Genomic DNA, 26,894 nt, shown 5'->3' with positions numbered 1-26,894 from the left:
GTAGAATGCAGGCTTGAAATAGCAAATCACTTATCTTCAAAGCGAAAATCGTAACACATGAATTTTGGACAAGAATTTGAGAAATACGCGGTAAAACACAAGGGCATCAGCAGCGCCACTTTACACAATTACCGGCAGAACGGGTTTACCAACCTTACCCCCTATATCATTGAAGAAAGACCCCTGAATGTAGCCAGCATGGACGTGTTCAGTCGTTTGATGATGGACCGCATCATCTTTCTCGGGGAAGGTATCAATGATTATGTGGCCAATATCGTAACCGCACAATTGCTGTTTTTGGAGAGCACCGACCGTACAAGAGATATCCAGATGTATATCAATAGCCCCGGGGGCAGTGTATACGCTGGCCTGGGTATTTACGACACCATGCAGTTCATCAGCCCTGATGTGGCCACGATCTGTACCGGTATTGCGGCCAGTATGGGACAGATCCTGCTTTGTGCGGGTATCCAGGGAAAACGTACGGCACTGAAACACAGCCGTATCATGATGCACCAGCCCAGCGGCGCCATTGGCGGTCAGGCCACCGATATCGAGATCACTGCACGTGAGATCAAGAAACTGAAGCAGGAACTGTACGCAATATCGGCACATCATACCGGAAAAGATATCGAGACCATCGCCAAAGACAGCGACCGTGATTTCTGGATGACCGCTACCGAAGCCAAAGAATACGGACTGATCGATGAAGTATTATTCATGAACCCGAGAAAAGAGAAGAAAAGCTAAGAATCTTGAGACGTCAGTCGTGAGTCGTACATAGTCAATAACTTCCCACTGACGACTCACGACTGACGAGTCACAATTGCCCATTCACCATTCACAAAAAAACACAACAATGATCGACCCTAAATACATCAACCCATACTTACAGGAAGAAGGCGAGGAAAATGAGCCCAAAGAAGAAAAGCAGGAACCCATGACCGGTTTTATGATGAAGAAGATCGAAAAACTCTTCTTCGAAAAAAGAGCCGTATACCTGTGGGGCGTGGTGGATGACAAATCTGCCAGAGAGGTGGTTAGCAAATTACTCCTGCTGGATGCCGACAAACCCGGCCAGGAGATTAAGTTTTACATTAACAGTCCCGGAGGTGTGGTTACCAGCGGTATGGTGATCTATGATACCATGAAGCTGATCCAGAGCCCTGTAAGTACCATCTGCATGGGACTGGCCGCCAGTATGGGATCCATTTTACTGAGCGCCGGAACCAAGGGTAAACGTTTTGTATACCCGCACGGAGAGATCATGATACACCAGCCTAGCCTGGGAGGGTATTTCCAGGCCACCAGTGCCGATATCGAGATCCAGGCCAACCAGATCCGTAAAACCAAAGAACTGGGAGCCAAGATCCTGGCAGAGAACTGCGGCAAATCCATTGATCAGGTAATGAAAGATTTTGACCGGGATTACTGGATGAATGCCGATGAAGCTGTGGCTTATGGCATTGTAGATGCGGTTTTGGCCAAGATCTAAGCCCATTTTAACCGTTTTTACACGGTTTTTGTCCAAAAACTACACGAAGACCCCCTGAACTATGGTAGCTTTGCAACACCAGGCTGCCTTAAGGTGTCTGTATTATTATTAAGCGAAGGAAAAGATTATGGCGAAAGCATCACAATTACACTGTTCTTTCTGTGGCCGCAACCGGGATGAGGTCAAGATACTGATTGCCGGTCAGGATGGTCATATCTGTGAGAACTGTGTGGAACATGCACAGGAGATCATTGCGCAGGAATTATCGACTAAACAGGATACTAACAGCAATTCCAACTTTAAACTCAATGTCCGTCGTCCCGCGGAGATTAAGAAATTCCTGGATGAATACGTGATCGGTCAGGATGAAGCTAAAAAAGTGTTATCGGTAGCCGTTTACAACCATTATAAGCGTGTGAACAGCAAAGCCCAGCAGGATGAAGTGGAGATCGAGAAGAGCAATATCATTATGGTGGGCGAAACCGGCACGGGAAAGACCCTGCTGGCCAAGACCATTGCGCGTTTGCTGAACGTACCTTTCGCCATCGTGGATGCTACCGTATTCACGGAAGCGGGTTATGTGGGCGAAGACGTGGAAAGCATGCTTACCCGTTTGTTACAGAACTGCAATTACGATGTGGCTGCCGCCGAACGCGGTATTGTGTATGTGGACGAGCTGGACAAGATTGCCCGTAAAGGTGATAACCCTTCCATCACCCGTGACGTGAGCGGCGAAGGCGTACAACAGGGTTTATTGAAAATGCTCGAAGGAACCGAAGTACTGGTTCCCCCACAGGGCGGACGTAAGCACCCTGAGCAGAAAATGATCAAGGTTGACACCAAGAATATCCTCTTTATCTGTGGCGGTGCGTTCGATGGCATTGATAAAGTAATTGCCCGCAGGGTGAACACCAACGCGATTGGCTTCAGTGTGAACAAGGAGGAACAGGAGCACCAGCGGAAGAACCTGCTGCAGTTCATCAACGCACAGGACCTGAAAAGTTTTGGACTGATACCCGAACTGCTGGGCCGCTTACCCGTGATCACCCACCTGAACCCGCTGGATGCGGAAACGCTGAGGAACATCCTCACCGAACCGCGCAATTCCCTGATCAAACAATTCACCCGTTTGTTCGAACTGGAAGGCATTGAACTGAAGCTGGATGATGAAGTGCTCGATTTCATGGTTAAAAAAGCCCTTGAATACAAACTGGGCGCAAGGGGTTTACGTAGTATCTGCGAAAGTATCCTCACCGATGCTATGTTCGAACTGCCAGGCACCGATATCCGCCAGCTGCATATCACCCTTGATTATGCAGAGCAGATGTTCAGCAAAAGCAAATTAAGCATTTTAAAAGTTGCCTGATCAACACAACAGGCTCATCAACGATAACAGAAAGCGATGGGAATAACTTCTTGTCGCTTTTTTATGCGCAGCAAGTAATATTGCAGGGTGAATCGTGAGTAATAACTCAGGATCAATTTGTAAGTTAGCTATAAAACCAATCACATAAACAGACCCCAACATGAACGAACTCATTGAGCGCCTGGTGAAAGAGGCCCAGCTGAACCCTGCACAGGCACAAAAAGCAATTGAAACCATTGCCAGTTTTGTAAAAGAAAAATTCCCGATGCTGGGTGGCGCGGTAGACCAGATCTTTGCGGCAGGCAACAAGAGCGAAGACTAGGAAATAATGAACAAGGAATGATGAATGATGATCGAAAATGCGGTTAATAATCAATATTCCTTCGTCTGTTCCTTGTTCATCTGTTAATCTGTTCTTCTGTTCATTCAAGATTCATCATTCCTTGTTCATCATTCGATATTCATCCGGCATCTTGATGGTGAATGTACTTCCTACGCCGGGTTCACTTTCGATGATGAGGTCTCCCCCGGCTTTATTCAGCAGATCGCGGCATAACATCAGGCCAAAACCGCTGCCTTTTTCGTAAGAAGTGCCGGTTGTATTGTAGTATTGTTTGGCGTTTACTTTGTCGATCGTCTCTTTGCTCATACCGATACCATTGTCTTTCACTGTCAAGTACAGGAAATGGTCGTCGCCAATATGGGATGATACTTCGATGATACCGTTTTCGTTAGAGAACTTGATCGCATTACTGATCAGGTTACGGCAAACGATTCGTATCATTTCTTTTTCTGTTACAATGGCCAGTTCCTTATCTATCAGGTTACGTAGTTCTATTTTCTTTTTCAGCAAGGGCATACGGTGCTCTTCTTCCAGTACTTTTACCAGTTGGTACAGGCCCACTTTCACTTTATCATCGGGCTTACCATCCATTTGTCCTTTGATCCAGAATAGCAGGTTATCCAGCAAAGAAGTTGTGCCCAGGTACTGGGTTTCCAGCAACTGTAACAGCCTGTCAGCCTCTTCAGCCGGAACCATTCCCTGGTTTACCAGGTTCAGCACTCCTTTGGTATTGACCAGGGGCGTACGCAGGTCGTGAGAGATGATGGATAATAACTTGTTTTTTGTTTTGTTATCCGCTTCCAGCAGAAGGTTCTGGTGCGAAATCTCTTTGTTGAGCTGATCGAGTGAAGCCGAGTTCTTTTCAATGATCTCATTCTTCTGTTTCAATTCCTTACCAAAAAAGCGTTGCCGCTGATAATTCACCAATGCAAGCACCGCCAATACCGCCACTATGATAAGGATAAAAGTTCCTACGGTGATGATCAGCAGTTGTTCTTTCTGAACCTGTTTTTGTTTCTCCAGATCCTTTTCCGCATTGGTATTCTTGGCATTCTGGCTCTTGATCACTTCGATGTAGTTGAGCGCATATTCTTTCTCATTCTCAATCTGTTTCTTCAGAATATTCACCAGCGAATCCTGCCATACAGAAGCCTGCATAATCTCGCCTTTCTGGCGGTATCCATCAATTACTTTTACCGAGGCTTCGCGCATCAGGTTATAGGCAGAGATATGGTAAGCACTGTTATAGGCTTCTTTTGCCAGAGTTATCGACTCGTCTCTTTTTTGTTGTTGTTTACTGATGGAAGAAAGTTGCAACTCGTTCAAAGCAGCACCAAATTTATCGTTCACTTCCTTGTCGATAGCAAGCGATTTCCGGTAATAGGTTTCCGCCATGGCAAAATTCCTGCGGCGTTCTTCTAATAGCCCAAGATTATAATAGGCTTTCTTTTCTCCATACTGGTGACCTATTTGGGTACTAATGTTCAAAGCCGTTGTAAAATCCTGTGCCGCCTCCGCAAACTTTTTCTGGTCCAGGTGAACCAGGCCGATATTGTTCTTCACATTGGCAATCTGCCGTAAATCCTTCATCTGTGTAAACACCGAGAGGGATTCATCGTACAGGAGTATGGCTTCATCGGATTTACTATCTGCATACAGGGCCGTGGCAATTTCCTTATTGACTATCGCGATATTCAGGGTGTCTTTCAGTCCCTGGAATATCTGTTTGGCCTTGTAATAGGTAGAAAGCGCCTTTTTATCGTACCCATTCTGGTGATAGATACCCGCTTCATAAAAATAAGTTGTGGCGAGTCCTTTGGGGTAATTGGCAGCCAGTGCCAGGTTTTCAGCATTGAAAAGATTGTTCAGCGCTTTGGCTACATCAAACCGTTTCTGATCGAATGCCAGTGCATTCAGGGAATCCACTTTTTTCCTGTCGGCAGCCAGCAGTTTGTTATTGTTACTCTCATTTTCAGCAGCACGCAGGTCACCCGTATTAATGCCCACACATGAAACCAACAAAAAAAGGTATAAGAAAAAATTTCTGGTCACAAGTCTCACGAAATAGATAAAAAAGGAAGATAGCATAAAATACGCAATTACAGTATCAAAGAAGCCCTCCTGGGAGGGCTTCTTTATAAGCAAGCAATCGAAAAGAGACTAATCATGCAGGACTTCGCGAGAGATCACCAGTTTCTGTATCTCTGAAGTTCCTTCTCCAATAGTACACAATTTTGCGTCACGATAGTATTTCTCCACCGGAAAATCTTTGGTATATCCGTATCCCCCGAATATCTGAACGGCTTCATTGGCTGTTTTTACGGCTATTTCGCTGGCGTAATATTTGGCCATAGCCCCTTGTTTGGTCACTTTCTGTCCCTGGTTTTTCAGGTCACAGCTTTGCCAGATCAGCAGATCTGCAGCGGCTATTTCAGTGGCCATATCGGCCAGTTTAAAGCTGATACCCTGGAAACTGGCAATGGGTTTATCGAACTGATATCTTTCCTGGGCATATTGCAGAGCTGCTTCATAAGCGCCTTTGGCAATGCCTGCTGCAAGAGCTGCAATGGATATTCTTCCTCCATCCAGTATTTTCATGGCCTGGCGGAACCCATCCCCTACTTCTCCCAGCCGGTTGGTATCGGGAATACGGCAGTTGTCAAAGATCATTTCTGCCGTTTCACTGGCCCGCATGCCCAGTTTGTTCTCTTTTTTACCGGCGCTGAAACCCGCTGTTCCGCGCTGAACCACAAAAGCAGTGGAATTACCGCTGGTTCTGGGTTCACCGGTTCGGCAGATCACCACGGCCAGATCTCCGCTTTTTCCATGTGTGATCCAACTCTTGGTTCCATTCAGGATCCAGGAATCGCCCTCTTTCACAGCGGTGGTCTTCATATTGCCCGCGTCGCTGCCGGTATTGGGCTCGGTAAGTCCCCAGGCACCGATCCATTCGGCAGTGGCCAGTTTGGGCAACCATTGCTGTTTCTGCTGCTCGCTGCCAAAAGTCAGGATATGGTTGGTGCAAAGCGAATTATGTGCAGCCACACTCAACCCAATGGATCCACAAACCCTGGCAATTTCCTGGATAATGGCATTGTATTCAAAATAACCCAGTCCAGCCCCGCCATACTGTTCGGGAACCAATACACCCATCATACCCAGTTTACCCAATTCTTTAAATACATCTATCGGAAATACCTGCGCCTCATCCCACTCCATAACATGTGGTTTGATGTACTGCTGGGCAAATTCACGGGCAGTCTGTGCTACCTGGCTGGTAATTTCATCAGGTTGAAAATTCATATGTACCGGGTTTATATAGACGGAGGCTGCCAGAGAAACAAGCAATCGTTATCCGGCAACCTCCTGAAAACAAACGACCGTTTGTTAGTTTTCGATGCAAATGTAGTAGTATTTCTCTCTCAGCCAAATAGAATTTCTGTTACTCTTTACTTAATGTACACATGGGGCTCGATGAGCCGGAAAAGAGAGTCCGAGATAAGCACAATCTTTTTCAGATCAGTCACTGCCTGAAAAGGTCCGTATTGTTGCCTGTATACCACAATGGACCTGGCAATCGCTTCCGGGATGCCTGTTTGTCTGCTCAGTTGCTGGGCAGAAGCGGTATTCAAATCCAGCCCCGCAACTACCGCAGGTAATGCTGCATCCAGTCGAAGCAGCGGCAGAATATGGTTAAAAACCGAATCACTGATCCCATATGTCTTACGCACCTGATCCACCGACGTAAATCCTCCCAGTCGATCCCGGTATCTCACAATCCGATTAGCCAGCACTACACCAATGCCCGGCAACGCCTGCCAGTCTTCTACCGTAGCCGCATTGACAGATATATGGTCCGGTACCGGCCGGTCTCTGCCCAGACGCTCTGTTTTTCCATTGCCTGTTCCGGAATATTCTCCTTCCGGTATCCTTACATAGGGTATCAGCCTGTCTGCATCAGCAGTGGTCAAACCCCATATTTTACGAAGGTCCTCCGCCCGGCGAAATCTGCCGCCCTTACTGCGGAAACGAAGAATAGTAAGGCTCGTCCGCTCACGGATTCCCAGTTGCTGCCAACCTGCTGCAGAAAGGGTATTGGGATCGAACACAAAAAGCCGGGAAGGCACTCGATTTTCTTCACTAAGCGCTCCTTTCTTGTGGCGCATCATTTCGGCAGATGGTGTCTGCCCGCCCAGGTATTGCTCCAGCTCCCGGGTATCGACCGGTGGAAGCTGTTCGGGTGAATACAAATAGGGCGCCGCGATAAACAGGCCCATCAGTACCAGCAATAGTACTATCGCCGTTCTCTCTTTACGGGTAAAACTCAGGTATTCTTTTACAATCCTTTTCATAACGAAACAGTTAGGTTCCGTTTTCGAAGGAGGTTACAGTTGCAGGGTCAGGCCATCATGTGCCAGGCGGATATGCCGGGGTAATTCGCGGTTCACTTCTTCATGTTTACCCAACTGGTGACTGATATGCGTCAAATACACTTCCGGCACTTCCAGTTCCATGGCCAACGCCACCGCTTCCGACAGGGTGAAATGCGAGATATGCGCCTCACGCCGCAGTGCGTTCAGCACCAACACACGGGATCCGCGGATCTTATCCTTTTCCGCCTCTTCAATTTTGTTGGCGTCGGTAATATAGGTAAAGTCACCAAAGCGATACCCGAACACCGGCATTTTATGGTGTATCACCTGTATGGGTTGTACCGGTATATCGCCAACAAGGAAAGGGTGTTCATCAATAGTGATCAGGTTCAGCTCGGGTACACCGGGATATTTGGTATCGGTAAAAGCATAATAGAAATCGCGACGAACGGCCTCTTCTGTCAATGAGTTGGCATAAATATTCATCGCTTTTTTACTGGTGAAATTGTAGGCTCGGATATCGTCCAGTCCGGCCATATGGTCTTTATGCGGATGCGTATATACAACCGCATCAAGGTGATGGGTATGCGTGCGCAGCATCTGGTAACGGAAATCAGGTGTGGTATCCACCACCAGCGTAGTGTTGGCGGATTGCACCAGTATACTGCTGCGGAGACGGTTATCATTGGGATCAGGCGAACTGCATACGTCACAGTAACAACCGATCATGGGCACACCCGAACTGGTGCCGGTGCCAAGAAATGTTATGGTAAGGCCTGGATAACTCACTTGTCAAATCTAAGCCAAATAGCAGAAGCAGAAATAAGTATTAACCGCAAAATCAGGCTTCGGTAGCCGATTTTTTGACCACTTCTTCGTATAATTTTTGCGATTCGTGTGTGAGTTTATCAAAGTCAACAGGCACTTGCGGGATAAGTTCCATGAGGGTATTGATACGACCTTCCACACTCAGGAACTTATTCAGTACCACGATCTTTCTTGCTTCCAGCAAACACCAGCCGCTCTGGAAAGTACCCCGTTCATACCGAACCACATAACCACTTTCCTCGAGGATATTGCCTAGTTTGTCTAAGGTTGTTTGTGTGTACTTCATAATCAATCCCCAACCCCCTAAAGGAGGGGCCAGAATGCCTCAAATTTAGGATAGTAGGAAGTTTCAGGCATGTCCAGTTATCCACATGCCCGGAAGGCTTTGTGTCAGCCCTATCAGAGGGTCTTACTCGCCATCTTCACAATCGGTACAATCATCTCTTCCAGGCTCACTCCACCGTGCTGGAAAGTGTTCCGGTAATAGTTTACGTAATGGTTGTAATTGTTGGGGTAACACAGGAAACCGTCCTCACGGGCAAAAATAAAGGAGGAATTCACGTTGGGAACAGGTAGGCCTGCCTCCTTAGGATCTTTGAAAGCCAGTACATCCCGCGCCTCATAATTCAGGTTGCGGCCATGTTTATAGCGCAGGTTGGCGGTGGTCTGTTTATCGCCGATCACTTTATGCGGCGTATTCACCCGTACACTGCCATGATCGGTTGCCAGGATCAGTTTCACTTTCTTATCGGCTATCTTTTTCAGCGCCTGGTGCAGTGGGCTGTGCTCGAACCAGCTGCGGGTGATGCTGCGGTAACTGGCTTCATCGCTGGCGAGTTCCTTCAGTACTTCCATTTCGGTACGGGCATGACTGAGCATGTCCACAAAATTGTACACAATAATATTCAGGTCGTTCTGCAGCAGATTATGGATATTACTCACCAGTTGCTGCCCGTCGTTATGGTTCACGATCTTGTTATAACTGAAGCGTACATCTTCTTTCTTCAGCCGCTTCAGCTGCGCTTTAAAGAACTCTTCTTCAAACAGGTTCCTTCCCCCTTCCTCGTCATCGTTCTTCCATTGCTGGGGGAATTGTTTTTCAATATCAACAGGTAAAAGCCCGGCAAATATGGCATTACGGCAATACTGCGTGGCCGTTGGCAGAATGGAATAAAATGTCTCTTCCTCCAGTATGCGGAAACTTTCCGCAAAAATGGGCTGTATGGCTTTCCACTGGTCGTAACGGAGATTATCGATCAGTACAAAAAAAACAGGAATGCCTTTTTCCAGGTGCGGTAGCACTTTGAACTGGAAAAGATGGTTGCTCATAATCGGTGCCGAAAAGCTTTTTGGATCGAGCCAGGAAGTATAGTTTCTGCTAACGAATTTGCAGAACTCGGTATTGGCTTCCTGCTTCTGCGTATAAAAAACCTCGCGCATTTCAGGACTGTCACTTTTCTCCATTTCCAGCTCCCAGTATACCAGTTTTTTATACAGTTCCATCCACTCGTTATAGTCCGGGTTATTGTTCAATGCCATAAATAGCTCACGGAACTGCTGCTGGTAAGCAGTAGTGGTTTTCTCGGCCACCAGCCGTTTGTTGTCGATGATCTTTTTCAGCGATAACAACACCTGGTTAGGGTTCACCGGCTTGATGAGATAGTCCGTGATCTGGCTGCCGATGGCATCATCCATCAGGTTCTCTGTTTCATTCTTGGTGATCAGGACAACGGGTATCTGCGAATTGGCTTCTTTGATGCGTGCCAGGGTCTCCAGCCCGGTGATGCCGGGCATGGTTTCGTCCATCAATACCACATCCACCGGTTCGGTCTTCAGGTATTCGATGGCATCAAAACCATTGGAAAAAGTCACGACTTCATATCCCTTGTGCTCCAGGAAAAGCTTCTGCGATTGCAGGCTTTCCATCTCATCATCCACCCATACGATTTTTGCTACAGCCATGTTGTTGGTTTGGGGTTGGCGTCGGGATCATCCCCGAACGGCAACCTTTTATTAAAAGTAAGGAACCTGGGTAGAAATGGCGGCGATAACGAATGGGTTTAGGGGTTACAGGCTGTTAAAATAATGCGGTAAATCTATTTCATTCCGGCTATCGGATTTCTTATTTGTACTTTTGCCGACCTGCCCCGGCGGCGATTTAACAATTCAACAACAGGCATGCAGCCCATCAAACGAAAAATCATCAACGATCCGGTGTATGGTTTCATTACCGTGAACCATCCCCTGATCTTTTCCATTATTGCACATCCCTATTACCAGCGGCTCCGTCGCATACAGCAGATGGCCATGGCGCAGATGGTATATCCCGGCGCCGTACATACCCGTTTGCACCATTCGCTGGGCGCCTATCACCTGATGTGCAATGCGGTGGTGGAACTGAGGGGCAAAGGTGTTGAGATTACAATAGAGGAAGAGATTGCCGTAAAAGCCGCTATCCTGCTGCATGATATCGGCCATGGGCCTTTCTCGCATGCGCTGGAACATGTACTGGTAAAAGGTGTGCACCACGAACAGCTTTCCCTGCAGATCATGCACCGGATGAATAAGGAACTGGGTGGACAGTTGACCCTGGCCATACAGATCTTCACCGATCAATACCACAAACCTTTCCTGCACCAGCTCATCAGTGGTCAGCTGGATGTGGACCGGATGGACTACCTGAGCCGCGATAGTTTCTATTCCGGCGTGAGCGAAGGGGTAATCGGTTATGACCGCATCCTGAAAATGCTGGTGGTGCACCAGGGGCAACTGTTGGTAGAGGAAAAAGGCATCTACAGTGTTGAAAAATTCCTCGTGGCCAGGCGCCAGATGTACTGGCAGGTATACCTGCACAAGACCGTACTGGCAGCCGAAAAAATGCTGGTGAAAATACTGGAACGTGTCAGAGATATTTATTCTCCTTCTGATCAGCAACTGATCACTTTGTCTGAGCTCGATTTTTTCCTCGGAAGTTTTGATGGCAATATGGATACTGCCGCACTGGAAAAATTCTGCGCTATCGACGACCATGATGTGATGCATGCCATCAAACGCTGGTCCAAACACAAAGACCCCGTATTATCGCTGCTTTGCCGCCGTTTGCTGAACCGGGAACTTTATAAGGTACGGATACAGTCAGAGCCCTTTGACCCGGTATATATGGCAGACAAAAAGCGATCCGTAGAAAACCAGTTCGGTATAAATACGATAGAAGCCGAATATCTCTGCTTTAACGGGGAAGCATCCAATACACTCTACCAGACCAAAGACGAGCGGATCAATATACTGTTCAAAGATGGTTCTGTGAAGGACATCTCACAGATCGATAATGCATTAATTCATCAAAACCTTTCCGCCCCGGTCAAAAAATTTTACATTTGTTTATTGACGTAACCCTGATGGGTTATGAACCAAGCTGAACCTAAACCCCTTTTTATGCAATTTACTGCCGCACAAATCGCCATGTTGGTCAATGGCAAACTGGAAGGCAACGCAGCCGCTGCAGTGGCTTCTTTTGGTAAGATCGAAGAAGCAAAAGAGGGGCAACTATCTTTTCTCGCCAATCCCAAATACGAAGAATACCTGTACCAGACCCGGGCATCAATCGTGATCATCAATGATTCACTCGAGCTGAAACAACCCGTAGGCGCAGTTTTGATACGCGTACCGGATGCCTATACGGCTTTTGCCACGCTGCTGGCTAAGTACCAGGAACTGAAGACCCAACAGTTGACAGGTATACAGCAGCCCAGTTATATAGCTCCCAGTGCCAAACTCGGCGATAATGTATTTGTAGGTGCTTTTGCCCATATTGGTGAACATGTGACCATTGGAAACCACGTGAAGATTTTTCCCGGGGTAGTCCTGGGCGATCATGTGACCGTTGGTGATCACAGCATACTGCATGCCGGGGTAAAAATATACGTAGACTGCGTAGTGGGTAAAAACGTGACCATCCATGCCGGAACCGTTGTGGGCAGTGATGGTTTTGGTTATGCACCCCAACCCGACGGCAGTTACCAGAAAGTACCCCAGATCGGCAATGTGGTAATAGAAGATTTTGTAGAAATCGGCGCCAATACCACCATTGACCGGGCCACGATGGGCTCTACCATTATCCGGAAAGGGGTGAAACTTGATAATCTGATCCAGATCGCCCATAACGTAGAAATCGGGGAAAATACCGTGATCGCCGCCCAAAGTGGGGTTAGTGGCAGTACCAAAGTGGGTAAAAATGTGGTCATGGGAGGCCAGGTAGGTACCGTAGGTCATATTACCATTGCCGACGGCTCCAAATTCAACGGGCAAACAGGGGTAAATAAATCCCTAAAAGAGCCTAACAAAGCCTATACCGGCAGTCCCGCCATCGAATTTGCGCAATCCATGCGCCTCCAGATCATGACCCGTAACCTTCCCGAACTGGAAAAAAGGGTTAAAGAACTGGAAAAAATGATGGACCAGCTCCTTACCGAAAGGGTAAATGCCTGATAAAAGCAGATAAACCATCCTGAAATCTTATTTTTGTCCGCTATTAATCATTCCATAATCTGGCAGAACCTGCCGGCTCATGGTTTATTTAAACGAGTACCTAAGAATGGATAACAATTTCAATCCCGACAAACAGCATACGCTCAATAGTTCTATCAGCATCAGTGGCACCGGTTTACATACCGGGGTTTTGGTTGATATGACGCTCCGTCCGGCCAACCCGGGTTTTGGTATCCAGTTTCAGCGGGTAGACCTTCCCCAGCAGCCCATCATCAAGGCTGATTGTGACCTGGTAACCGATACCAGCCGCGGAACCACTTTACAGGTGGGCGATGCCAAAGTCAGCACTGTGGAACATGTGCTGGCTGCCCTGGTGGGTATGGGTGTTGACAATGTGCTGATAGAACTGAATGGTCCGGAAATACCCATCATGGATGGCAGTTCCGCACCTTTTATTGCCCTGATACAACAAACCGGCGTACTGGAACAGGAAGCTACCAAAGCCTGGTATAGCCTGGATGAGAATATTTACCATTATGACGAGGCCAAACGTGTAGAAATGGTGGCCCTGCCATCGATGGACTACCAGATCACCACCCTGATCGACTTTAACAGCCCGGTACTGGGTACACAACATGCCGGACTGAAGACCATCAAGGATTTCCAGACCGAGATAGCGCCCTGCCGAACCTTCTGTTTCCTGCATGAGCTGGAAGCCCTGCTTGACAATGACCTGATCAAGGGAGGCGACATCAACAATGCCATCGTGGTGGTTGATAAACCGGTGACCGACGAGGAAATGTCCCGTCTGGCCAAAGTGTTCAAGAGAGACAAGATCGAAGTGAAAAGTGAAGGTTACCTGAACAACCTGGAACTACGTTTCCCGAACGAACCGGCCAGGCATAAACTGCTGGATGTGGTGGGCGACCTTGCTTTGATCGGTTACCCGATCAAAGCGCGCATCATTGCCAACCGCCCGGGACACAGCACCAACGTGGAGTTTGCCAAAAAGATCAAACAATACATCAAAAAGAACCGGCATGTAAAAGATGTACCTGTCTATGATCCGGCCATGCCACCGGTATTCACTCTGGAGAAGATAGAGAAGACCCTGCCGCACAGGCATCCGTTTTTGCTGGTAGACAAGATCATTGAATTAACGGACACCTATATCGTAGGTATCAAGAATGTCACTTTCAATGAATGGTTCTTCCCGGGCCATTTTCCGGGCAATCCGGTAATGCCGGGTGTTTTGCAGATAGAAGCCCTGGCACAGACAGGCGGCATCCTCTGCATCAATTCCATGCCGGAAGGAACCTATGACACTTATTTCTTAAAGATCGATAACTGTAAGTTCAAACAAATGGTAAGACCAGGCGATACCATGGTATTGAAAATGGAATTCACCGGGCCTATCCGCAGGGGTATCTGTGAAATGAGGGGCACCGTATATGTAGGCGGCAAAGTAGCAACAGAAGCCGACCTGGTGGCACAGGTAGTAAAAAGGCCTGCCTGACCTTAATTGACCATTTATCATTGACAACAATCACAAACCCATAAACAGCGATGACGCATCCCTACACCTATATCGACCCCAATGCGAGGGTGGCACCCAATGTAAAGATCGATCCTTTCACCGTGATACATGGCGATGTGCAGATAGGTGAAGGCACCTGGATCGGCAGTAACGTGACCATCATGGACGGAACCCGCATCGGCAAGAACTGCCGTGTATTTCCCGGTGCTGTATTGGGCGCGATTCCGCAGGACCTCAAATTCAGTGGGGAAAGAACAACCGTAGAGATCGGGGACAATACCACCATCCGTGAATTTGTTACCGTTAACCGCGGCACAGAGGACAGGGGAAGGACCAAAGTAGGCAACAACTGCCTGATCATGGCATACAGCCATATTGCACACGACTGTATCATTGGCAACAACTGTATCCTGAGCAACAGCGTACAGGTTGCAGGGCATGTGACCATGGGCGATTGGTCCGTGGTGGGCGGTGTGAGTGCCGTACACCAGTTCGTGAATATTGGCCAGCACAGTTTTATTGCAGGTGGCAGCCTGGTCAGTAAAGATGTACCTCCTTATATCAAGGCGGTGCGCAACCCATTGAGCTATGGTGGTGTGAACAGTGTGGGATTAAAGAGAAGAGGATTCCCTTTACAACAGATCAACGGCATACTCGATGTATACCGTACCATCTACAATAAAGGTTTCAATACTTCACAAGCGCTCGAGTTCATTGAAGAGGAATTACCTGCCACCGATGAGCGTGATGAGATCGTAACCTTCATCCGTGAAAGCGGAAGAGGGATCATCAAACGTTTCGTGAAAGGAGCTACCGACGAGGATTAACAACGCACTTCTTCAGCAAGCATGGCGTTGGCCGCCACCATATTTAACCCATGAACAGCACCACCCAAGTCCCTACTTCGCAAACAGGCTCTTCTGCCAGGAGAGGGGAAGCCCTGTTAGGTGCCATTCAATTGACCGATACCGGTAAACGTTTCAACCGCGACTGGATCTTCCGCCACGTGAATTACCGTTTTGAAACCGGCCGCTCCTATGCCATCACAGGCCCCAACGGAAGTGGTAAAAGTACTTTGTTGCAGGCCATTGCAGGCAGCCTGCACCTGAGCGAGGGGCAACTCACTTATCATAGCGTTACAGAAAACAATCCCCCCGTAGAGCAGGACCAGGTATACCAGTACATTTCTCTTGCTGCTCCTTATCTGGAACTTATTGAAGAAATGACCGCCCGTGAATTCCTGACTTTTCATGGAAATTTTAAACCATTGAATCCTTCTGTCAGTATAGAAGGTATATTGGATACCATTGGACTCTTTAAAGCAATGGACAAACAGATCCGCTATTTCAGCAGCGGAATGAAACAGCGCATCAAACTGGCACAGGCCATTTTTTCGGATGTGCCCGTACTGCTACTGGATGAACCCTGTACCAATTTAGATAAAGCCGGTTACGACCTCTATCATTCCCTTATTCATACATACGGAACTCGCAAACTGATTATCGTGAGCAGCAATGATGCCAACGAAATGGATTTCTGTACAGAGAAGATCAGTATACTGGATTACAAGTAATCTTATCCTCCACTATACAGTTGACTGCTTAATTATTTTTTCACGGTTCTTTTTAGGGAGGTTATCTTCTGCTGGCGATCAGCAGGTTCAGGTCTGTATATTTCAGGTCGAAACGCTGGCTGATATAAAAATCGGTGAGGGCACCTTTGAACATATAAATGCCTTCGCGCAGGTTAAACTTGTGCCAGACCATTTCTTCCAGTCCACCCTCATCACTGATCTCCAGTATCAGCGGCATCAGTACATTACTGATGGCCTGGCTGGCGGTACGTGCAAAACCGCTGGGAATATTCGGTACGCAGTAATGGATCACATCATGTTTTAAGAAAGTGGGATCCTCATAACTGGTCAATTCGCTGGTTTCGAAACAGCCACCCCTGTCTATCGCCACATCAATGATGATGCTTCCGGGCCGCATGGCTGCCACCATTTCTTCGGTAACCACAACCGGTGCCCGGCCATATTCGTTGCTCAGGGCTCCCACTGCCACTTCGCAGGTCTTGAGCTGTTTGGCCAGTATACGGGGCTCCAGCACGCTGGTCCAGATGCGTTGCCCCAGGTTATTCTGTAATTGTTTTAACCGGTAAACATTACTATCGAACACTTTCACCGATGCGCCCAATGCCAACGCATTACGGGTGGCAAATTCACCCACAATACCCGCACCGATGATCACCACTTTGGTAGGCGGGATACCGCTGATACCGCCCAACAGAACACCTTTCCCTTTATTGAAACTGCTCAGGTACTGCCCGGCAATCAGCATCACGGCACTACCCGCAATCTCACTCATGCTCCTGACAATGGGATAGGTACCACTGTCATCTTTGAAATTCTCAAAACTCAAAGCGGTAATCCGCTTCTCCATCATTTTTTCGATATACTCTTTTTTCAGCGCCGAAAGATGTATGGGAGAAATGATGGTCTGGTTCATCTGCAGCAACGGCATATCTTCTTCCACCGGGGGGGCACTTTTCACCAGTATGGGACATTTGAATATCTCAGCACGGTCGTACACAATCAGGGCACCGGCTTCGGCATAATCCTTATCTGAAAAATGGCTGGCTTCCCCGGCCTTGTGCTCCACCACCACCTGGTTACCATTGGTCACCAGCACACCTACCGCATCAGGCGTAAGCGCTATGCGGTTCTCCTGAAAAGCGATCTCCTTGGGGATACCAATATGCAGTTTCGCCCCCTGTGGTTTTACATCCAACACTTCTTCCAGTGTTTCGTAAGTAAAAGAGGTACTGATGGATGGTTTGGTGGCCATAGCAGGTTTAGGTTGATGATGATAAAATTAACTGATTTCTGCGAGTCTGGGCCACCCCCATCACTCACCCAGATCATTCCTCCGGTAACGGGCCGGTAAACAGCCTTCGTGTCTGGCTGTCCAGTATTTCCATATGTATGTGAAACACCTTGTCATCCAGCAATCCAGCCGCATTCTCTGGCCATTCCACCAGGCAAAATGCCCCGCTGTTCAAACTGTCCTCTACCCCGGCATTCATGGCTTCTTCTTCAGATTTCAGGCGGTACCAATCCATATGGTAGATCGTACCCGCCACCGGGCTGCTGTATTCATTGATAATGGCAAAAGTGGGGCTGCTGACAGATGCACTTACCCCAAGTTCTTCGCACAAAGCATGAATGAATGTGGTTTTTCCCGTTCCCATGGCCGCATGAAAAGCCCATACCTTTTTGGTCCTCCCTTCCTTCCACAAAGCGGCAGCCACCTGCCTGATCTGCGCCAACGTAAAGATTGCATCCATGTGGCAAAGATAAAGCGGCGGAGGATAAGGATTTGAAACGATGCTGTATTTATAATCCCGATTTCGAAATATTGCCAATTAACCGGACAGTATCTTTGCAGTAACAAATCGTAAACTTTTTGTTGTGGAAAAAGTAAACTGGAAAGTAGAAGGCATGAGCTGCACCAACTGCGCGCTCACCATTGACAAATATCTTCAGGAGCAGGGGGTACAGCAGGTAAAAGTGAATTTCATTGGTGGTGATGTAAGTTTTGAGATCGAGACCGGCAAGACCAAACAAGAGATCGCAAAGGGGATTGAGGGGTTGGGTTACCATGTGGTCACCGGGGAGCCCAACGGTGAACCCAGGAAAAAACGTTTTTTCACCAATCATTTCCAGCGTTTCCTGTTCTGTTTTGTGTTCACCGCTCCCCTGATGCTGCACATGATACCCGGTGTACACATTCATGTGCTGATGAATCCTTATGTACAGATCGCACTTACCCTACCCGTGTTCATAGTAGGTATGGATTTTTTTGGCCGCAGCGCCATCAAAAGTGTTCTGAAAGGCATCCCCAACATGAACGTACTGATCGCTCTTGGGGCCGTAGCGGCTTTCGGGTACAGCTTATATGGCACCATCATTGGAGAACCGGAACAATATATGTTCTATGAGACCACTGCCACCATACTTACCCTGGTTTTCCTGGGCAACTGGATGGAAGATAAATCAGTGGAATCTACCCAGGCCGCTTTAAAAAAATTAGCCGTCAGCCAGAAAGTGATGGCCAATATGATCGCTTACGACGACCAGCATAACGAACACGTCTTTCCTGTTGAGAGCAGCCATTTGAAAGTGGGTGATATCCTGCTGATCAAAAATGGCGAAACCGTGCCCATGGATTGTAAGGTACTATGGGGTGAAGCAAGTGTGAACGAGGCCATCATCAGTGGAGAAAGTACACCGGTGGAGAAAAAGATGAACGATAAACTGATCGGCGGTAGCCTGTTGGACAATGGCACCGTAAAAGCCTATGTAACAGCTGTGGGAGAAGATACCATACTGGCCAATATCCTGAAAATGGTAAAAGAGGCGCAAACAGAAAAACCGCCCATACAGCAACTGGCCGATAAAATCAGCACCATATTTGTTCCTACAGTTGTGAGTATTGCGGTGGTCACATTTCTTGTGAACTATTTTTTTGCCGATCAACTTTTCAGCACCAGCTTATTAAGGGCCATCGCCGTATTGGTGATCTCCTGTCCCTGTGCCATGGGGCTGGCCACACCTGCTGCCATAGCCGTTGGACTTGGCCGTGCGGCAAGGAATGGTGTCTTGTTCAAAAATGCAAAAAGCCTGGAGATCTTTAAAAGTATCCAACAGGTGGTCTTCGATAAAACGGGTACACTTACCACAGGCCAGTTCAGCATTGCAGGTTTTGCCGTAAGCAGCGATCAGGCAGCCATACAGGAATTGACAGCTTCCGATCCGTCCCTTTCTGCTCAGGATGCTTTTAAACGCATCGCCTATTCGCTGGAAAAATATGCCAGCCATCCCATTGCCAAAGCCATTGCCAAAGAGTGGAAAATCAAAGATGATATCCGCTGGGCTAAGATCGAAGAGATCAAAGGGATCGGCATGCAGGCTGTGGATAAGGAAGGTAACCGGTTCCAGGCAGGTTCCTACAAAATAGCAGAAACCATCACCAGCGACCGGAACCATAACATCTACATACTGAAGAACGGACAGTTACTAGGCACCATTGACACCATCGATGAGATCAGACCTGAAGCACAGCAAGTGATAACACTGCTGAAAGCAAGGAACATCAAACCCATCTTATTAAGTGGTGACCAGCAGGAGAAATGTCAGCAGGTGGCAGCAGTATTAGGCATCAACGAAGTGTATGCCGAACAAACGCCACAGCAAAAACTGGAGAAGATAGCAGAACTGAACCAGCTTGCTCCTACTGCCATGGTCGGAGATGGTATCAATGATGCACCTGCCCTGGCCAAAGCAACCGTTGGCATATCGTTAAGCGATGCTTCGCAAATAGCCATGCAGAGCGCGCAGGTTGTACTGATGAACCACGGATTGAAACATTTACCCCTTTCGCTCGGACTGGGTAAACATACTTATCTCACCATCAAACAAAACCTGTTCTGGGCATTTGCCTACAATATCGTGGCCATACCCGTTGCTGCATTGGGTTTTCTCAGTCCAACATTCGGAGCATTGATGATGGGATTGAGCGATGTGGTCCTGGCAATCAATTCTGTCAGGTTGAACTTTAAAAAAGTGATCTGAGGTCTCAGGTATTTTTACCTGTTTGTTTTTCAGGATTACCTCTTAATTTCACGCGAGGGCGTAGAGATGCGGTTTCAATTTACGCCTCCGCGACTCTGCGAGAAAATTTCCAGTACGCACAACTGAAGACACCTCAATGACCACCCCTCTTTCCATATTACAGCAGTACTGGAAACACCCGCATTTCCGCCCCATGCAGGAAGAGATTATCCAGTCCCTGCTGGAAGGGAATGATACGCTGGCCTTATTGCCAACGGGAGGTGGCAAATCCATTTGCTACCAGGTTCCTGCCCTGATGATGGATGGGCTATGCCTGGTCATCAGTCCACTGATCGCCCTGATGCAGGACCAGGTGAACAGCCTTGAGCAGAAAGGGATCACTGCCGTTGCCATACACAGCGGCATGGCCTATTACGAGGTAAAAAAAATATTGCAGCAAGCCACGCATGGCGATTTTAGCTTTCTCTACCTGTCGCCCGAACGTCTGGAAACAGCTTTGTTCAAAGAATACCTGCCTGCGATGAATGTTTCGCTGGTGGTAGTGGATGAAGCACACTGCGTATCACAGTGGGGTTATGATTTCCGTCCTCCCTATTTGCGCATCGCTCAGCTCAGGGAAGAATTACCGGGTGTTCCGTTGATAGCCGTTACAGCATCGGCCACACCGGTAGTGCAGGAAGATATCCTGGTACAACTGAAATTGCAGCATCCGAAAGTTTTTCGCCAGTCGTTTGAAAGGCCCAATATTTCTTATAGTTGTTTTTGTGTAGACAGCAAGATCAACAAGTTGCAGGAGATCCTGAACAATGTTCCCGGTAGCAGCATTGTATATTGCGGCAGCCGTAAACAAACCAAGGAACTGGCCTACCTGCTGAACCTTCAAAACATACAGGCAGATTATTATCACGCAGGATTATCGCAGGAACTACGTACGCAGAAACAGGAGGCCTGGATACAGAACCGGGTAAGAGTGATGGTCTGCACCAATGCATTCGGTATGGGCATAGATAAAGCCGATGTGCGCAGTGTGATCCATTATGACATCCCCGACTGCCTTGAAAACTATTACCAGGAAGCAGGCCGCGCAGGCAGAGATGGCAAAAAATCATATGCTGTCCAGATCTACCAACCGGACGGATTAGACAACCTGAGAAATTTGCCCGACAAACGTTTCCCCCCTGTTCCTGAAATAAAACGGGTGTACCAGGCATTGGCCGACTACCTGCAGATACCTGTAGGTGTGGGGGAAGGACAATATTTCGATTTTGACCTGCTGGAATTTGTGAAGAATTTCAAACTGGAAAGCATGCTGGTGATCAATACCCTGAAAGTATTGGAACAGGAGGGACATATCACTTTTTCAGAAAGCATCTTCCTTCCCTCACAGGTAAATTTCAACACCACTCGCGAGGCCATTGAACAGTTTGAATACAGTCACCCGGAAACAGAAAACCTCATCCGATGCCTTCTCCGCACTTATGAAGGCATATTCGATAACCGGGTCTCTGTTCATGAAAAACAACTGGCCTGGCTTTGCCGTTTACCGATAGAGGAGATACAGAAACAATTGCTATTGTTACAATCCTTTGGCATCATCGAATACCTGCCGCAAAAAGATACCCCTCAGATCCATTTTCTGCTGAACCGTGCACCGGCACAGTACCTGCAGATCAACCAGGACCGCTACCTGGAAAGAAAACAACAGTTCACCGAACGGGTAGAGAACATGATCCGGTACATATTATTACCAGAACAATGTCGCAGCAGGTATATCTCGAATTATTTCGGTGACACCGAAAGCAAAGACTGTGGCAACTGCGACAACTGTCTTACCCGGAAAAGAAAAGCCATTTCACCCGAAGAATTCCTGCAGATAGAGCTAGGGATCAAACAAAAAGCGGGATCGGGTATCCCTGTAGGTATCCTGATCAGCCAATTAAGGCAGTTCAGCAAAGAAAAAATTTGGACAGTCCTCGACTTCCTGCAGACGGAAGAGATCATCCGCATCGATGAGCAGGAGATCATTCATCTGAAACCCTGATGATTACCAAAAGTTTCGTTTACGGCTCCTGCCACCCAGTCCCAGTGCACCCAGTAAACTGCGGGTGATCACACTGGCGGCAGTCCTTCCCACCTGCTTCACCACCGGATTATCGAAAAAACTTTCTTCTTTGGCAGCACGTTTCCCAGGCTGCGGGGCTTCTGCAGTTTCTGTACGTTCAGCAGCTTCCTGTAATTTGGCATTCAGTATTTCGTAAGCACTTTCGCTGTCTATTTCTTTGGCATATTTGGATGCCAGTTTACTGGCGGATACAAGCCTCTGGATCTCATCCTCACTCAATACATCCATCCTGCTTCTTGGTGGGCAAAGCAGGGTATGTACCAATGGTGTGGGTATCCCTTTTTCGTTCAGCAGGGTTACCAGTGCTTCACCAATACCCATTTGTGTCAGCAACTCATCTGTTTGATAGAACTCTGTTTCCGGAAAATTCTCTGCCGCCTGTTTGATCGTTTTCCGGTCGGCTGCTGTAAAAGCGCGTAATGCATGCTGCACTTTTAAACCCAGCTGACTCAGGATCGGCGCCGGTATATCCTGCGGGTTCTGTGTACAGAAATAGATACCCACCCCTTTCGAGCGGATGAGTTTGATCACGGTCTCTATCTGTTGCATCAAAGCTTCCGTTGCTTCTTTGAATATGAGATGGGCTTCATCGATAAAGAGGATCAGTTTGGGTTTGTCCAGGTCACCTTCTTCCGGACAGGTAGCATACAATTCAGCCAGCAGCTGCAGCATGAAGGTAGAGAACAGTTTGGGCCTGTCCTGCATATCAGTGACACGGATAATATTGATCATGCCCCTGCCATCATCGCTGATGCGCATAAGGTCTTCCACTTCAAAACTTCTCTCGCCAAAGAACACGTCAGCTCCCTGCTGTTGCAGTTCGATCACTTTACGCAGGATGGTTCCGGTTGAAGTGGTGGATATTTTTCCATAGTTTTTTTCGATCTCCGCTTTCCCTTCGTTACCTACAAACTGCAGTACTCTGACAAAGTCTTTCAGATCTAGCAAAGGCAGCTGGTTGTCATCACAGTATTTGAAGATCATGGATACCAGTCCGGCCTGTGTATCGTTCAATCCAAGTATCTTACTCAGCAACACCGGCCCGAATTCACTTACCGTTGCCCGCAAACGGATGCCTTTCTCATGGCTCAATGTCATCAGCTCGGTTGGAAAAGCAGCCGGTTGCCAGTCTACCTGTATCAGCTGGCAACGTTCTTTGATCTTATCGTTCATGGCACCACTGGCGGCAATACCGCTGAGATCTCCTTTGATATCCATCAGCAATACCGGAACACTGTTATCACTCAGGTGTTCGCTCAGCATCTGCAGGGTCTTGGTTTTACCTGTGCCCGTGGCACCGGCAATCAAGCCATGACGGTTCAGCGTACGCAGGGGAAGAAACACATCCGCCCCGGTAACCACTTCACCGTTGAGCATGGCGCTGCCTATTTTAACACGGTCCCCTTTGAATTGGTAACCAGTGGTCACTGTCTGTATAAAAGAACTTTGGTTTGGCATAGAGTCGATTAAACGGTTTGCAGATTATTCTTACAGGGAATCAGAGATCCTCTTCCCTCTCCAGCAACAAGATCGCACTTTGCGGTACTATGAAATATTTTTCTCCCTCATACATCACTTCCGTAGCGCCACCCAGCAGAAAAATGGCAAGATCACCCTCGCGTGCCTGCAGGGGAACGTATTTCACACTCTCTTCTTCCGAACGCCAGGGTTCATCATCCACGGGCATGGGTATGGCATAACCCGGGCCTGTCTTGATCACATACCCCTGCTGTACTTTTTCCTTTTCCTGTACACCCGGTGGCAGGTACAGGCCACTGGCGGTCTGGGCATCTGCCTTTGAAGGACGTATCAATACCCGATCACCGATCACGATCAGTTTCTTCAGCTTATTGTCCGGCGTCAATAACATGTCTATTCCTTTTATCAATACAAAGTAAAACACAATTTTAGCGAATCTGGTTCTGTTTTACCTTTGCAAAATGAAAAAACAGGGCTGCTTTCCCTTTTATCCATAACTGTTTACCTGCTGGTGGCTTTTTCTTCCCCACCGAAGGTCCTGTCCAAAGCAAAACCGGGCGGGCAGCTGTTCCACGAAAAGATCCTCTCAAAAGATTCTTCCATCAGCTGTGCCAGCTGCCATATTCCCCAATATGGTTTTTCAGACACAGTCGCTTTCAGTATGGGTATCTATGGCAGTAACCGGATCTTATATGCATAACGGCATGTTCCAAACACTGGAAGAAGTGGTGGGGTATTACAATAATCCCGGTGCTTTAGTCTTGAACTCCATTAATATGGACAAAAGGGTGGAAGTACCATTGGGACTCACGCGACAGGAAAAGGCAGATCTGGTAGCTTTCCTGAAAAGTCTTACCGATAAACGTTTCGTGCACCTGCTGAAATAAAATGCTCCGATCGGTTCCCGGCTGTGCAGAAATGTTTAACTTTTCATTCAGAATACCGGTCGTTTTAACAAAAGATTGCGTCAAGCGGAAGTGAATTCGCTTTGTTTTATCTTTATTTCACGTTAAATAATTGATTACCATGGAAGACAGAAAGAACAAAATACTGTTATGCGAAGATGATACCAACCTGGGTATGGTGTTAAAGAACTACCTGGAGCTGAATGAATACGATGTTACCCTGGAAAGGGATGGTCGTTTGGGTCTAGCCGCTTTCCAGCGCGAGAAATTTGATATCTGCCTGCTTGATGTGATGATGCCGAACATGGATGGTTTTACCCTGGCAGAAGAAATACGCGATGTAGACCCTGATATTCCGCTGTTCTTTCTCAGCGCCAAAACCATGAAGGATGATATCATCCAGGGTTATAAACTGGGTGCGGATGACTATATCACCAAACCCTTCGACAGTGAAGTACTCCTGTTAAAGATCAAAGCTATCCTGAAACGGAATGAGGAAGAGAACCGCGTAAGTGATAATGTGGAATTTGATCTGGGTAAATATCATTTCAATCCCAAACTGCGCGAGTTGAAACACGATGGTGTTACACAGACCCTTTCGCCCAAGGAGAATGAACTGCTGAAAATGCTGGCAGAGCATAAGAACGACCTGCTTCCCCGCGAACGCGCCCTGAAAAAGATCTGGGGCAGCGATACGTATTTCAATGGCCGCAGCATGGACGTCTATATTGCCAAACTGCGTAAGTACCTGAAGGAAGACAGCAACATCGAGATCGTGAATATTCACGGCAACGGTTTCCGCCTTGTGGCTCCTTAACCGGTTCTGAAATAATAATGATCAATGCCTCACAAACCGTGGGGCATTTTGTTAGCTGAACAGGTTGGGCTGGTTACCTGTTAATGGAGAACGTCCCAGGTGTTCATAGGCTTTGGCAGTCACTTCGCGGCCACGGGGTGTTCGTTGTAAAAATCCTTCCTGTATCAGGAACGGTTCATATACTTCTTCCAGTGTGCCCGCTTCTTCACCAACAGCCGTGGCGATCGTGGTCAGGCCAACAGGACCACCTTTGAACTTATCAATGATGGCTGCCAGGATCCGGTTATCCATTTCATCCAGTCCATGCTCATCAACGTTCAAGGCTTTCAGTGCATGCTGGGTGATACCCAAATCAATTTTACCATCATTCAACACCTGTGCAAAATCACGAACCCTGCGTAAGAGGCTGTTGGCAATACGGGGTGTACCACGACTACGACGCGAGATCTCGAAAGCGGCATCGGTGGTAATTTTTGTCTGCAGAATGACGGCACTTCTCTCAATGATCTTCTTCAGCGTATCTGCCTGGTAATATTCCAGCCTGGATTTGATACCGAAACGCGACAGCAGCGGTGCCGTAAGCAGTCCGCTTCGGGTGGTGGCTCCCACCAATGTGAACGGATTCAGGTTGATCTGTACGCTGCGCGCATTGGGACCGCTGTCTATCATAATATCGATCCTGAAATCTTCCATAGCGGCATACAGGTATTCTTCCACCACCGTACTTAACCGGTGTATCTCATCAATAAATAATACATCATTGGGTTGCAGGTTGGTAAGCAGTCCTGCCAGGTCACCAGGTTTTTCGATTACCGGACCGGAAGTTTCCTTGATGTTCACGCCGAGTTCATTGGCCACAATGCGGCTCAATGTGGTCTTGCCCAGTCCGGGGGGACCGTGAAACAGGATATGATCCAGTGCTTCACCCCTGATCTTGGCCGCTTTGATGAATATGACCAGGTTCTCGATCAGTTGTGGCTGGCCGGAAAAATCATCGATCTCTTTGGGACGTATCGTATTCTCAAACTCCTTATCCGCAGAACTGAGGTTAGAGGGATCCGTATTCAGGTTGCTGTTGGCCATAGAACTTCAAATCTACAAAATCCGGCAGAGCTTACGAATTCTTAAGTATTCCACTTTGTATATGCGGACTGGGACAGTTGCCAGAAAATCAATCACTGGTTTTCGTAATTTTAACCATGCGTTACCCCGATTTTCTTCATGCAGTATCAGCAGGGCAACTTCCCGAAGGGATCAGTGTGCAGCTGCAAAGTTTGTGGCACGATGCCAGGGGCGACTGGCACAAGGCCCACGACCTGGTCAACGATCTGAACGACCCTTCTTCGGCGCATATCCATGCCTATCTGCACCGAAAAGAAGGCGACCAGGGCAATGCCCGTTACTGGTATAGCAGGGCCGGCAAAGCACCCTGTAGCCTGTCTCTTACAGATGAATGGGAGATGTTGGTGAAATTATATGGGGCCGGCTGAAGTCAATTGACCTCTTACC

At 47.8% G+C, this 26,894-nt stretch carries 26 protein-coding genes; 15 read left to right on the top strand and 11 right to left on the bottom strand.

The features are described 5' to 3' along the window. The first annotated feature begins 57 nt into the window (after window positions 1-57). From ACH3Y6_RS15280 to ACH3Y6_RS15265, 4 genes are all read left to right on the top strand, one after another. Window positions 58-750 carry a ClpP family protease gene (locus ACH3Y6_RS15280; RefSeq protein WP_490836496.1) on the top strand — a complete coding sequence of 231 codons (693 nt, stop codon included), beginning with the start codon at window positions 58-60 and terminating at the stop codon, window positions 748-750. A gap of 109 nt (window positions 751-859) precedes the next feature. Then, a complete protein-coding gene (locus ACH3Y6_RS15275) occupies window positions 860-1,495 on the top strand; it encodes a ClpP family protease (protein ID WP_490836495.1) in 636 nt (211 codons plus the stop codon). Between the two features lie 127 nt (window positions 1,496-1,622). Further along, window positions 1,623-2,861, top strand: coding sequence for an ATP-dependent Clp protease ATP-binding subunit ClpX (gene clpX, locus ACH3Y6_RS15270; RefSeq protein WP_490836494.1), 1,239 nt, complete (start codon window positions 1,623-1,625; stop codon window positions 2,859-2,861). Between the two features lie 160 nt (window positions 2,862-3,021). Then, on the top strand, window positions 3,022-3,183 hold the full coding sequence (locus ACH3Y6_RS15265; protein ID WP_490836493.1) for a hypothetical protein: 162 nt from the start codon (window positions 3,022-3,024) through the stop codon (window positions 3,181-3,183). A gap of 114 nt (window positions 3,184-3,297) precedes the next feature. On the opposite strand, the gene ACH3Y6_RS15260 is transcribed toward ACH3Y6_RS15265, so the two are convergent. From ACH3Y6_RS15260 to porX, 6 genes are all read right to left on the bottom strand, one after another. After that, window positions 3,298-5,226: a tetratricopeptide repeat-containing sensor histidine kinase gene (locus ACH3Y6_RS15260; protein ID WP_490836492.1), complete on the bottom strand. Its 1,929-nt coding sequence runs from the start codon at window positions 5,224-5,226 to the stop codon at window positions 3,298-3,300. Between the two features lie 138 nt (window positions 5,227-5,364). Beyond that, on the bottom strand, window positions 5,365-6,507 hold the full coding sequence (locus ACH3Y6_RS15255; RefSeq protein WP_490836491.1) for an acyl-CoA dehydrogenase family protein: 1,143 nt from the start codon (window positions 6,505-6,507) through the stop codon (window positions 5,365-5,367). Between the two features lie 146 nt (window positions 6,508-6,653). Next, entirely contained in the window at window positions 6,654-7,556 is a 903-nt protein-coding gene (locus ACH3Y6_RS15250; RefSeq protein WP_490836490.1) for a ComEA family DNA-binding protein, read from the bottom strand. Between the two features lie 33 nt (window positions 7,557-7,589). Then, window positions 7,590-8,366 (bottom strand): MBL fold metallo-hydrolase, encoded by a 777-nt coding sequence (locus ACH3Y6_RS15245; protein WP_490836489.1) that lies wholly within the window; start codon window positions 8,364-8,366, stop codon window positions 7,590-7,592. A 52-nt stretch (window positions 8,367-8,418) separates the two neighbouring features. Next, entirely contained in the window at window positions 8,419-8,691 is a 273-nt protein-coding gene (locus ACH3Y6_RS15240) for a hypothetical protein (RefSeq protein ID WP_490836488.1), read from the bottom strand. 113 nt (window positions 8,692-8,804) lie between these two features. Continuing rightward, window positions 8,805-10,367: a T9SS response regulator signal transducer PorX gene (gene porX, locus ACH3Y6_RS15235; RefSeq protein ID WP_490836487.1), complete on the bottom strand. Its 1,563-nt coding sequence runs from the start codon at window positions 10,365-10,367 to the stop codon at window positions 8,805-8,807. A gap of 216 nt (window positions 10,368-10,583) precedes the next feature. On the opposite strand from porX, the gene ACH3Y6_RS15230 reads away from it, so the two are divergent. The 5 genes from ACH3Y6_RS15230 (at window position 10,584) to ACH3Y6_RS15210 (ending at window position 16,003) form a co-directional block, all read left to right on the top strand. Then, window positions 10,584-11,798 (top strand): HD domain-containing protein, encoded by a 1,215-nt coding sequence (locus ACH3Y6_RS15230; RefSeq protein WP_490836486.1) that lies wholly within the window; start codon window positions 10,584-10,586, stop codon window positions 11,796-11,798. A gap of 42 nt (window positions 11,799-11,840) precedes the next feature. After that, on the top strand, window positions 11,841-12,893 hold the full coding sequence (gene lpxD / locus ACH3Y6_RS15225; protein WP_490836485.1) for a UDP-3-O-(3-hydroxymyristoyl)glucosamine N-acyltransferase: 1,053 nt from the start codon (window positions 11,841-11,843) through the stop codon (window positions 12,891-12,893). Between the two features lie 106 nt (window positions 12,894-12,999). After that, window positions 13,000-14,409, top strand: a complete 1,410-nt coding sequence (locus ACH3Y6_RS15220; protein WP_490836484.1) for a bifunctional UDP-3-O-[3-hydroxymyristoyl] N-acetylglucosamine deacetylase/3-hydroxyacyl-ACP dehydratase — start codon at window positions 13,000-13,002, stop codon at window positions 14,407-14,409. A 50-nt stretch (window positions 14,410-14,459) separates the two neighbouring features. Beyond that, complete coding sequence (gene lpxA / locus ACH3Y6_RS15215) at window positions 14,460-15,257, top strand: acyl-ACP--UDP-N-acetylglucosamine O-acyltransferase (protein ID WP_490836483.1); 798 nt, start codon at window positions 14,460-14,462, stop codon at window positions 15,255-15,257. A 50-nt stretch (window positions 15,258-15,307) separates the two neighbouring features. Next, complete coding sequence (locus ACH3Y6_RS15210; RefSeq protein ID WP_490836482.1) at window positions 15,308-16,003, top strand: ABC transporter ATP-binding protein; 696 nt, start codon at window positions 15,308-15,310, stop codon at window positions 16,001-16,003. 61 nt (window positions 16,004-16,064) lie between these two features. Here ACH3Y6_RS15210 and ACH3Y6_RS15205 read toward each other — a convergent pair whose 3' ends face one another. Both ACH3Y6_RS15205 and tsaE read right to left on the bottom strand, forming a co-directional pair. Beyond that, a complete protein-coding gene (locus ACH3Y6_RS15205; RefSeq protein ID WP_490836481.1) occupies window positions 16,065-17,276 on the bottom strand; it encodes an alanine dehydrogenase in 1,212 nt (403 codons plus the stop codon). Between the two features lie 73 nt (window positions 17,277-17,349). Then, complete coding sequence (tsaE, locus tag ACH3Y6_RS15200) at window positions 17,350-17,775, bottom strand: tRNA (adenosine(37)-N6)-threonylcarbamoyltransferase complex ATPase subunit type 1 TsaE (protein ID WP_490836480.1); 426 nt, start codon at window positions 17,773-17,775, stop codon at window positions 17,350-17,352. Between the two features lie 124 nt (window positions 17,776-17,899). Here tsaE and ACH3Y6_RS15195 point away from each other — a divergent pair, with 124 nt between their 5' ends. Continuing rightward, window positions 17,900-20,062: a heavy metal translocating P-type ATPase gene (locus ACH3Y6_RS15195; RefSeq protein ID WP_490836479.1), complete on the top strand. Its 2,163-nt coding sequence runs from the start codon at window positions 17,900-17,902 to the stop codon at window positions 20,060-20,062. Window positions 20,063-20,198: 136 nt separating this feature from the next. Beyond that, window positions 20,199-22,103 (top strand): RecQ family ATP-dependent DNA helicase, encoded by a 1,905-nt coding sequence (locus ACH3Y6_RS15190; RefSeq protein ID WP_490836478.1) that lies wholly within the window; start codon window positions 20,199-20,201, stop codon window positions 22,101-22,103. A 3-nt stretch (window positions 22,104-22,106) separates the two neighbouring features. On the opposite strand, the gene ACH3Y6_RS15185 is transcribed toward ACH3Y6_RS15190, so the two are convergent. After that, entirely contained in the window at window positions 22,107-23,642 is a 1,536-nt protein-coding gene (locus tag ACH3Y6_RS15185) for a helicase HerA-like domain-containing protein (RefSeq protein WP_490836477.1), read from the bottom strand. A 40-nt stretch (window positions 23,643-23,682) separates the two neighbouring features. Continuing rightward, on the bottom strand, window positions 23,683-24,054 hold the full coding sequence (locus tag ACH3Y6_RS15180) for a co-chaperone GroES (RefSeq protein WP_490836476.1): 372 nt from the start codon (window positions 24,052-24,054) through the stop codon (window positions 23,683-23,685). A 63-nt stretch (window positions 24,055-24,117) separates the two neighbouring features. Between ACH3Y6_RS15180 and ACH3Y6_RS15175 the strand changes: the two genes are divergently transcribed. From ACH3Y6_RS15175 to ACH3Y6_RS15165, 3 genes are all read left to right on the top strand, one after another. Beyond that, window positions 24,118-24,363 (top strand): cytochrome c peroxidase, encoded by a 246-nt coding sequence (locus tag ACH3Y6_RS15175; RefSeq protein ID WP_490836475.1) that lies wholly within the window; start codon window positions 24,118-24,120, stop codon window positions 24,361-24,363. A gap of 4 nt (window positions 24,364-24,367) precedes the next feature. Further along, window positions 24,368-24,550 (top strand): hypothetical protein, encoded by a 183-nt coding sequence (locus tag ACH3Y6_RS15170; RefSeq protein ID WP_490836474.1) that lies wholly within the window; start codon window positions 24,368-24,370, stop codon window positions 24,548-24,550. A gap of 139 nt (window positions 24,551-24,689) precedes the next feature. After that, complete coding sequence (locus ACH3Y6_RS15165) at window positions 24,690-25,385, top strand: response regulator transcription factor (RefSeq protein ID WP_490836473.1); 696 nt, start codon at window positions 24,690-24,692, stop codon at window positions 25,383-25,385. A 51-nt stretch (window positions 25,386-25,436) separates the two neighbouring features. Here ACH3Y6_RS15165 and ruvB read toward each other — a convergent pair whose 3' ends face one another. Continuing rightward, on the bottom strand, window positions 25,437-26,468 hold the full coding sequence (gene ruvB, locus ACH3Y6_RS15160) for a Holliday junction branch migration DNA helicase RuvB (RefSeq protein ID WP_490836472.1): 1,032 nt from the start codon (window positions 26,466-26,468) through the stop codon (window positions 25,437-25,439). Between the two features lie 116 nt (window positions 26,469-26,584). Between ruvB and ACH3Y6_RS15155 the strand changes: the two genes are divergently transcribed. Continuing rightward, complete coding sequence (locus ACH3Y6_RS15155; protein ID WP_490836471.1) at window positions 26,585-26,875, top strand: hypothetical protein; 291 nt, start codon at window positions 26,585-26,587, stop codon at window positions 26,873-26,875. The last annotated feature ends 19 nt before the right edge of the window (window positions 26,876-26,894 follow it).

The sequence above is a fragment of the Sediminibacterium sp. FW305-C-269 genome (assembly GCF_058231045.1).
This window is presented reverse-complemented; position numbering and strand designations above follow the sequence as displayed.

What these genes read in the sequence shown, in the direction of transcription:
- ACH3Y6_RS15250 (WP_490836490.1), bottom strand. Translation starts at nt 7,556, where the DNA reads ATGAAAAGGATTGTAAAAGAATACCTGAGTTTTACCCGTAAAGAGAGA.
- ACH3Y6_RS15230 (WP_490836486.1), top strand. Translation starts at nt 10,584, where the DNA reads ATGCAGCCCATCAAACGAAAAATCATCAACGATCCGGTGTATGGTTTC.
- ACH3Y6_RS15185 (WP_490836477.1), bottom strand. Translation starts at nt 23,642, where the DNA reads ATGCCAAACCAAAGTTCTTTTATACAGACAGTGACCACTGGTTACCAA.
- ACH3Y6_RS15205 (WP_490836481.1), bottom strand. Translation starts at nt 17,276, where the DNA reads ATGGCCACCAAACCATCCATCAGTACCTCTTTTACTTACGAAACACTG.
- tsaE (WP_490836480.1), bottom strand. Translation starts at nt 17,775, where the DNA reads ATGGATGCAATCTTTACGTTGGCGCAGATCAGGCAGGTGGCTGCCGCT.
- lpxA (WP_490836483.1), top strand. Translation starts at nt 14,460, where the DNA reads ATGACGCATCCCTACACCTATATCGACCCCAATGCGAGGGTGGCACCC.
- ACH3Y6_RS15180 (WP_490836476.1), bottom strand. Translation starts at nt 24,054, where the DNA reads ATGTTATTGACGCCGGACAATAAGCTGAAGAAACTGATCGTGATCGGT.
- ACH3Y6_RS15210 (WP_490836482.1), top strand. Translation starts at nt 15,308, where the DNA reads ATGAACAGCACCACCCAAGTCCCTACTTCGCAAACAGGCTCTTCTGCC.
- ruvB (WP_490836472.1), bottom strand. Translation starts at nt 26,468, where the DNA reads ATGGCCAACAGCAACCTGAATACGGATCCCTCTAACCTCAGTTCTGCG.
- ACH3Y6_RS15280 (WP_490836496.1), top strand. Translation starts at nt 58, where the DNA reads ATGAATTTTGGACAAGAATTTGAGAAATACGCGGTAAAACACAAGGGC.
- clpX (WP_490836494.1), top strand. Translation starts at nt 1,623, where the DNA reads ATGGCGAAAGCATCACAATTACACTGTTCTTTCTGTGGCCGCAACCGG.
- ACH3Y6_RS15265 (WP_490836493.1), top strand. Translation starts at nt 3,022, where the DNA reads ATGAACGAACTCATTGAGCGCCTGGTGAAAGAGGCCCAGCTGAACCCT.
- ACH3Y6_RS15255 (WP_490836491.1), bottom strand. Translation starts at nt 6,507, where the DNA reads ATGAATTTTCAACCTGATGAAATTACCAGCCAGGTAGCACAGACTGCC.
- ACH3Y6_RS15190 (WP_490836478.1), top strand. Translation starts at nt 20,199, where the DNA reads ATGACCACCCCTCTTTCCATATTACAGCAGTACTGGAAACACCCGCAT.
- lpxD (WP_490836485.1), top strand. Translation starts at nt 11,841, where the DNA reads ATGCAATTTACTGCCGCACAAATCGCCATGTTGGTCAATGGCAAACTG.
- ACH3Y6_RS15165 (WP_490836473.1), top strand. Translation starts at nt 24,690, where the DNA reads ATGGAAGACAGAAAGAACAAAATACTGTTATGCGAAGATGATACCAAC.
- ACH3Y6_RS15155 (WP_490836471.1), top strand. Translation starts at nt 26,585, where the DNA reads ATGCGTTACCCCGATTTTCTTCATGCAGTATCAGCAGGGCAACTTCCC.
- ACH3Y6_RS15275 (WP_490836495.1), top strand. Translation starts at nt 860, where the DNA reads ATGATCGACCCTAAATACATCAACCCATACTTACAGGAAGAAGGCGAG.
- ACH3Y6_RS15240 (WP_490836488.1), bottom strand. Translation starts at nt 8,691, where the DNA reads ATGAAGTACACACAAACAACCTTAGACAAACTAGGCAATATCCTCGAG.
- ACH3Y6_RS15220 (WP_490836484.1), top strand. Translation starts at nt 13,000, where the DNA reads ATGGATAACAATTTCAATCCCGACAAACAGCATACGCTCAATAGTTCT.
- porX (WP_490836487.1), bottom strand. Translation starts at nt 10,367, where the DNA reads ATGGCTGTAGCAAAAATCGTATGGGTGGATGATGAGATGGAAAGCCTG.
- ACH3Y6_RS15170 (WP_490836474.1), top strand. Translation starts at nt 24,368, where the DNA reads ATGTTCCAAACACTGGAAGAAGTGGTGGGGTATTACAATAATCCCGGT.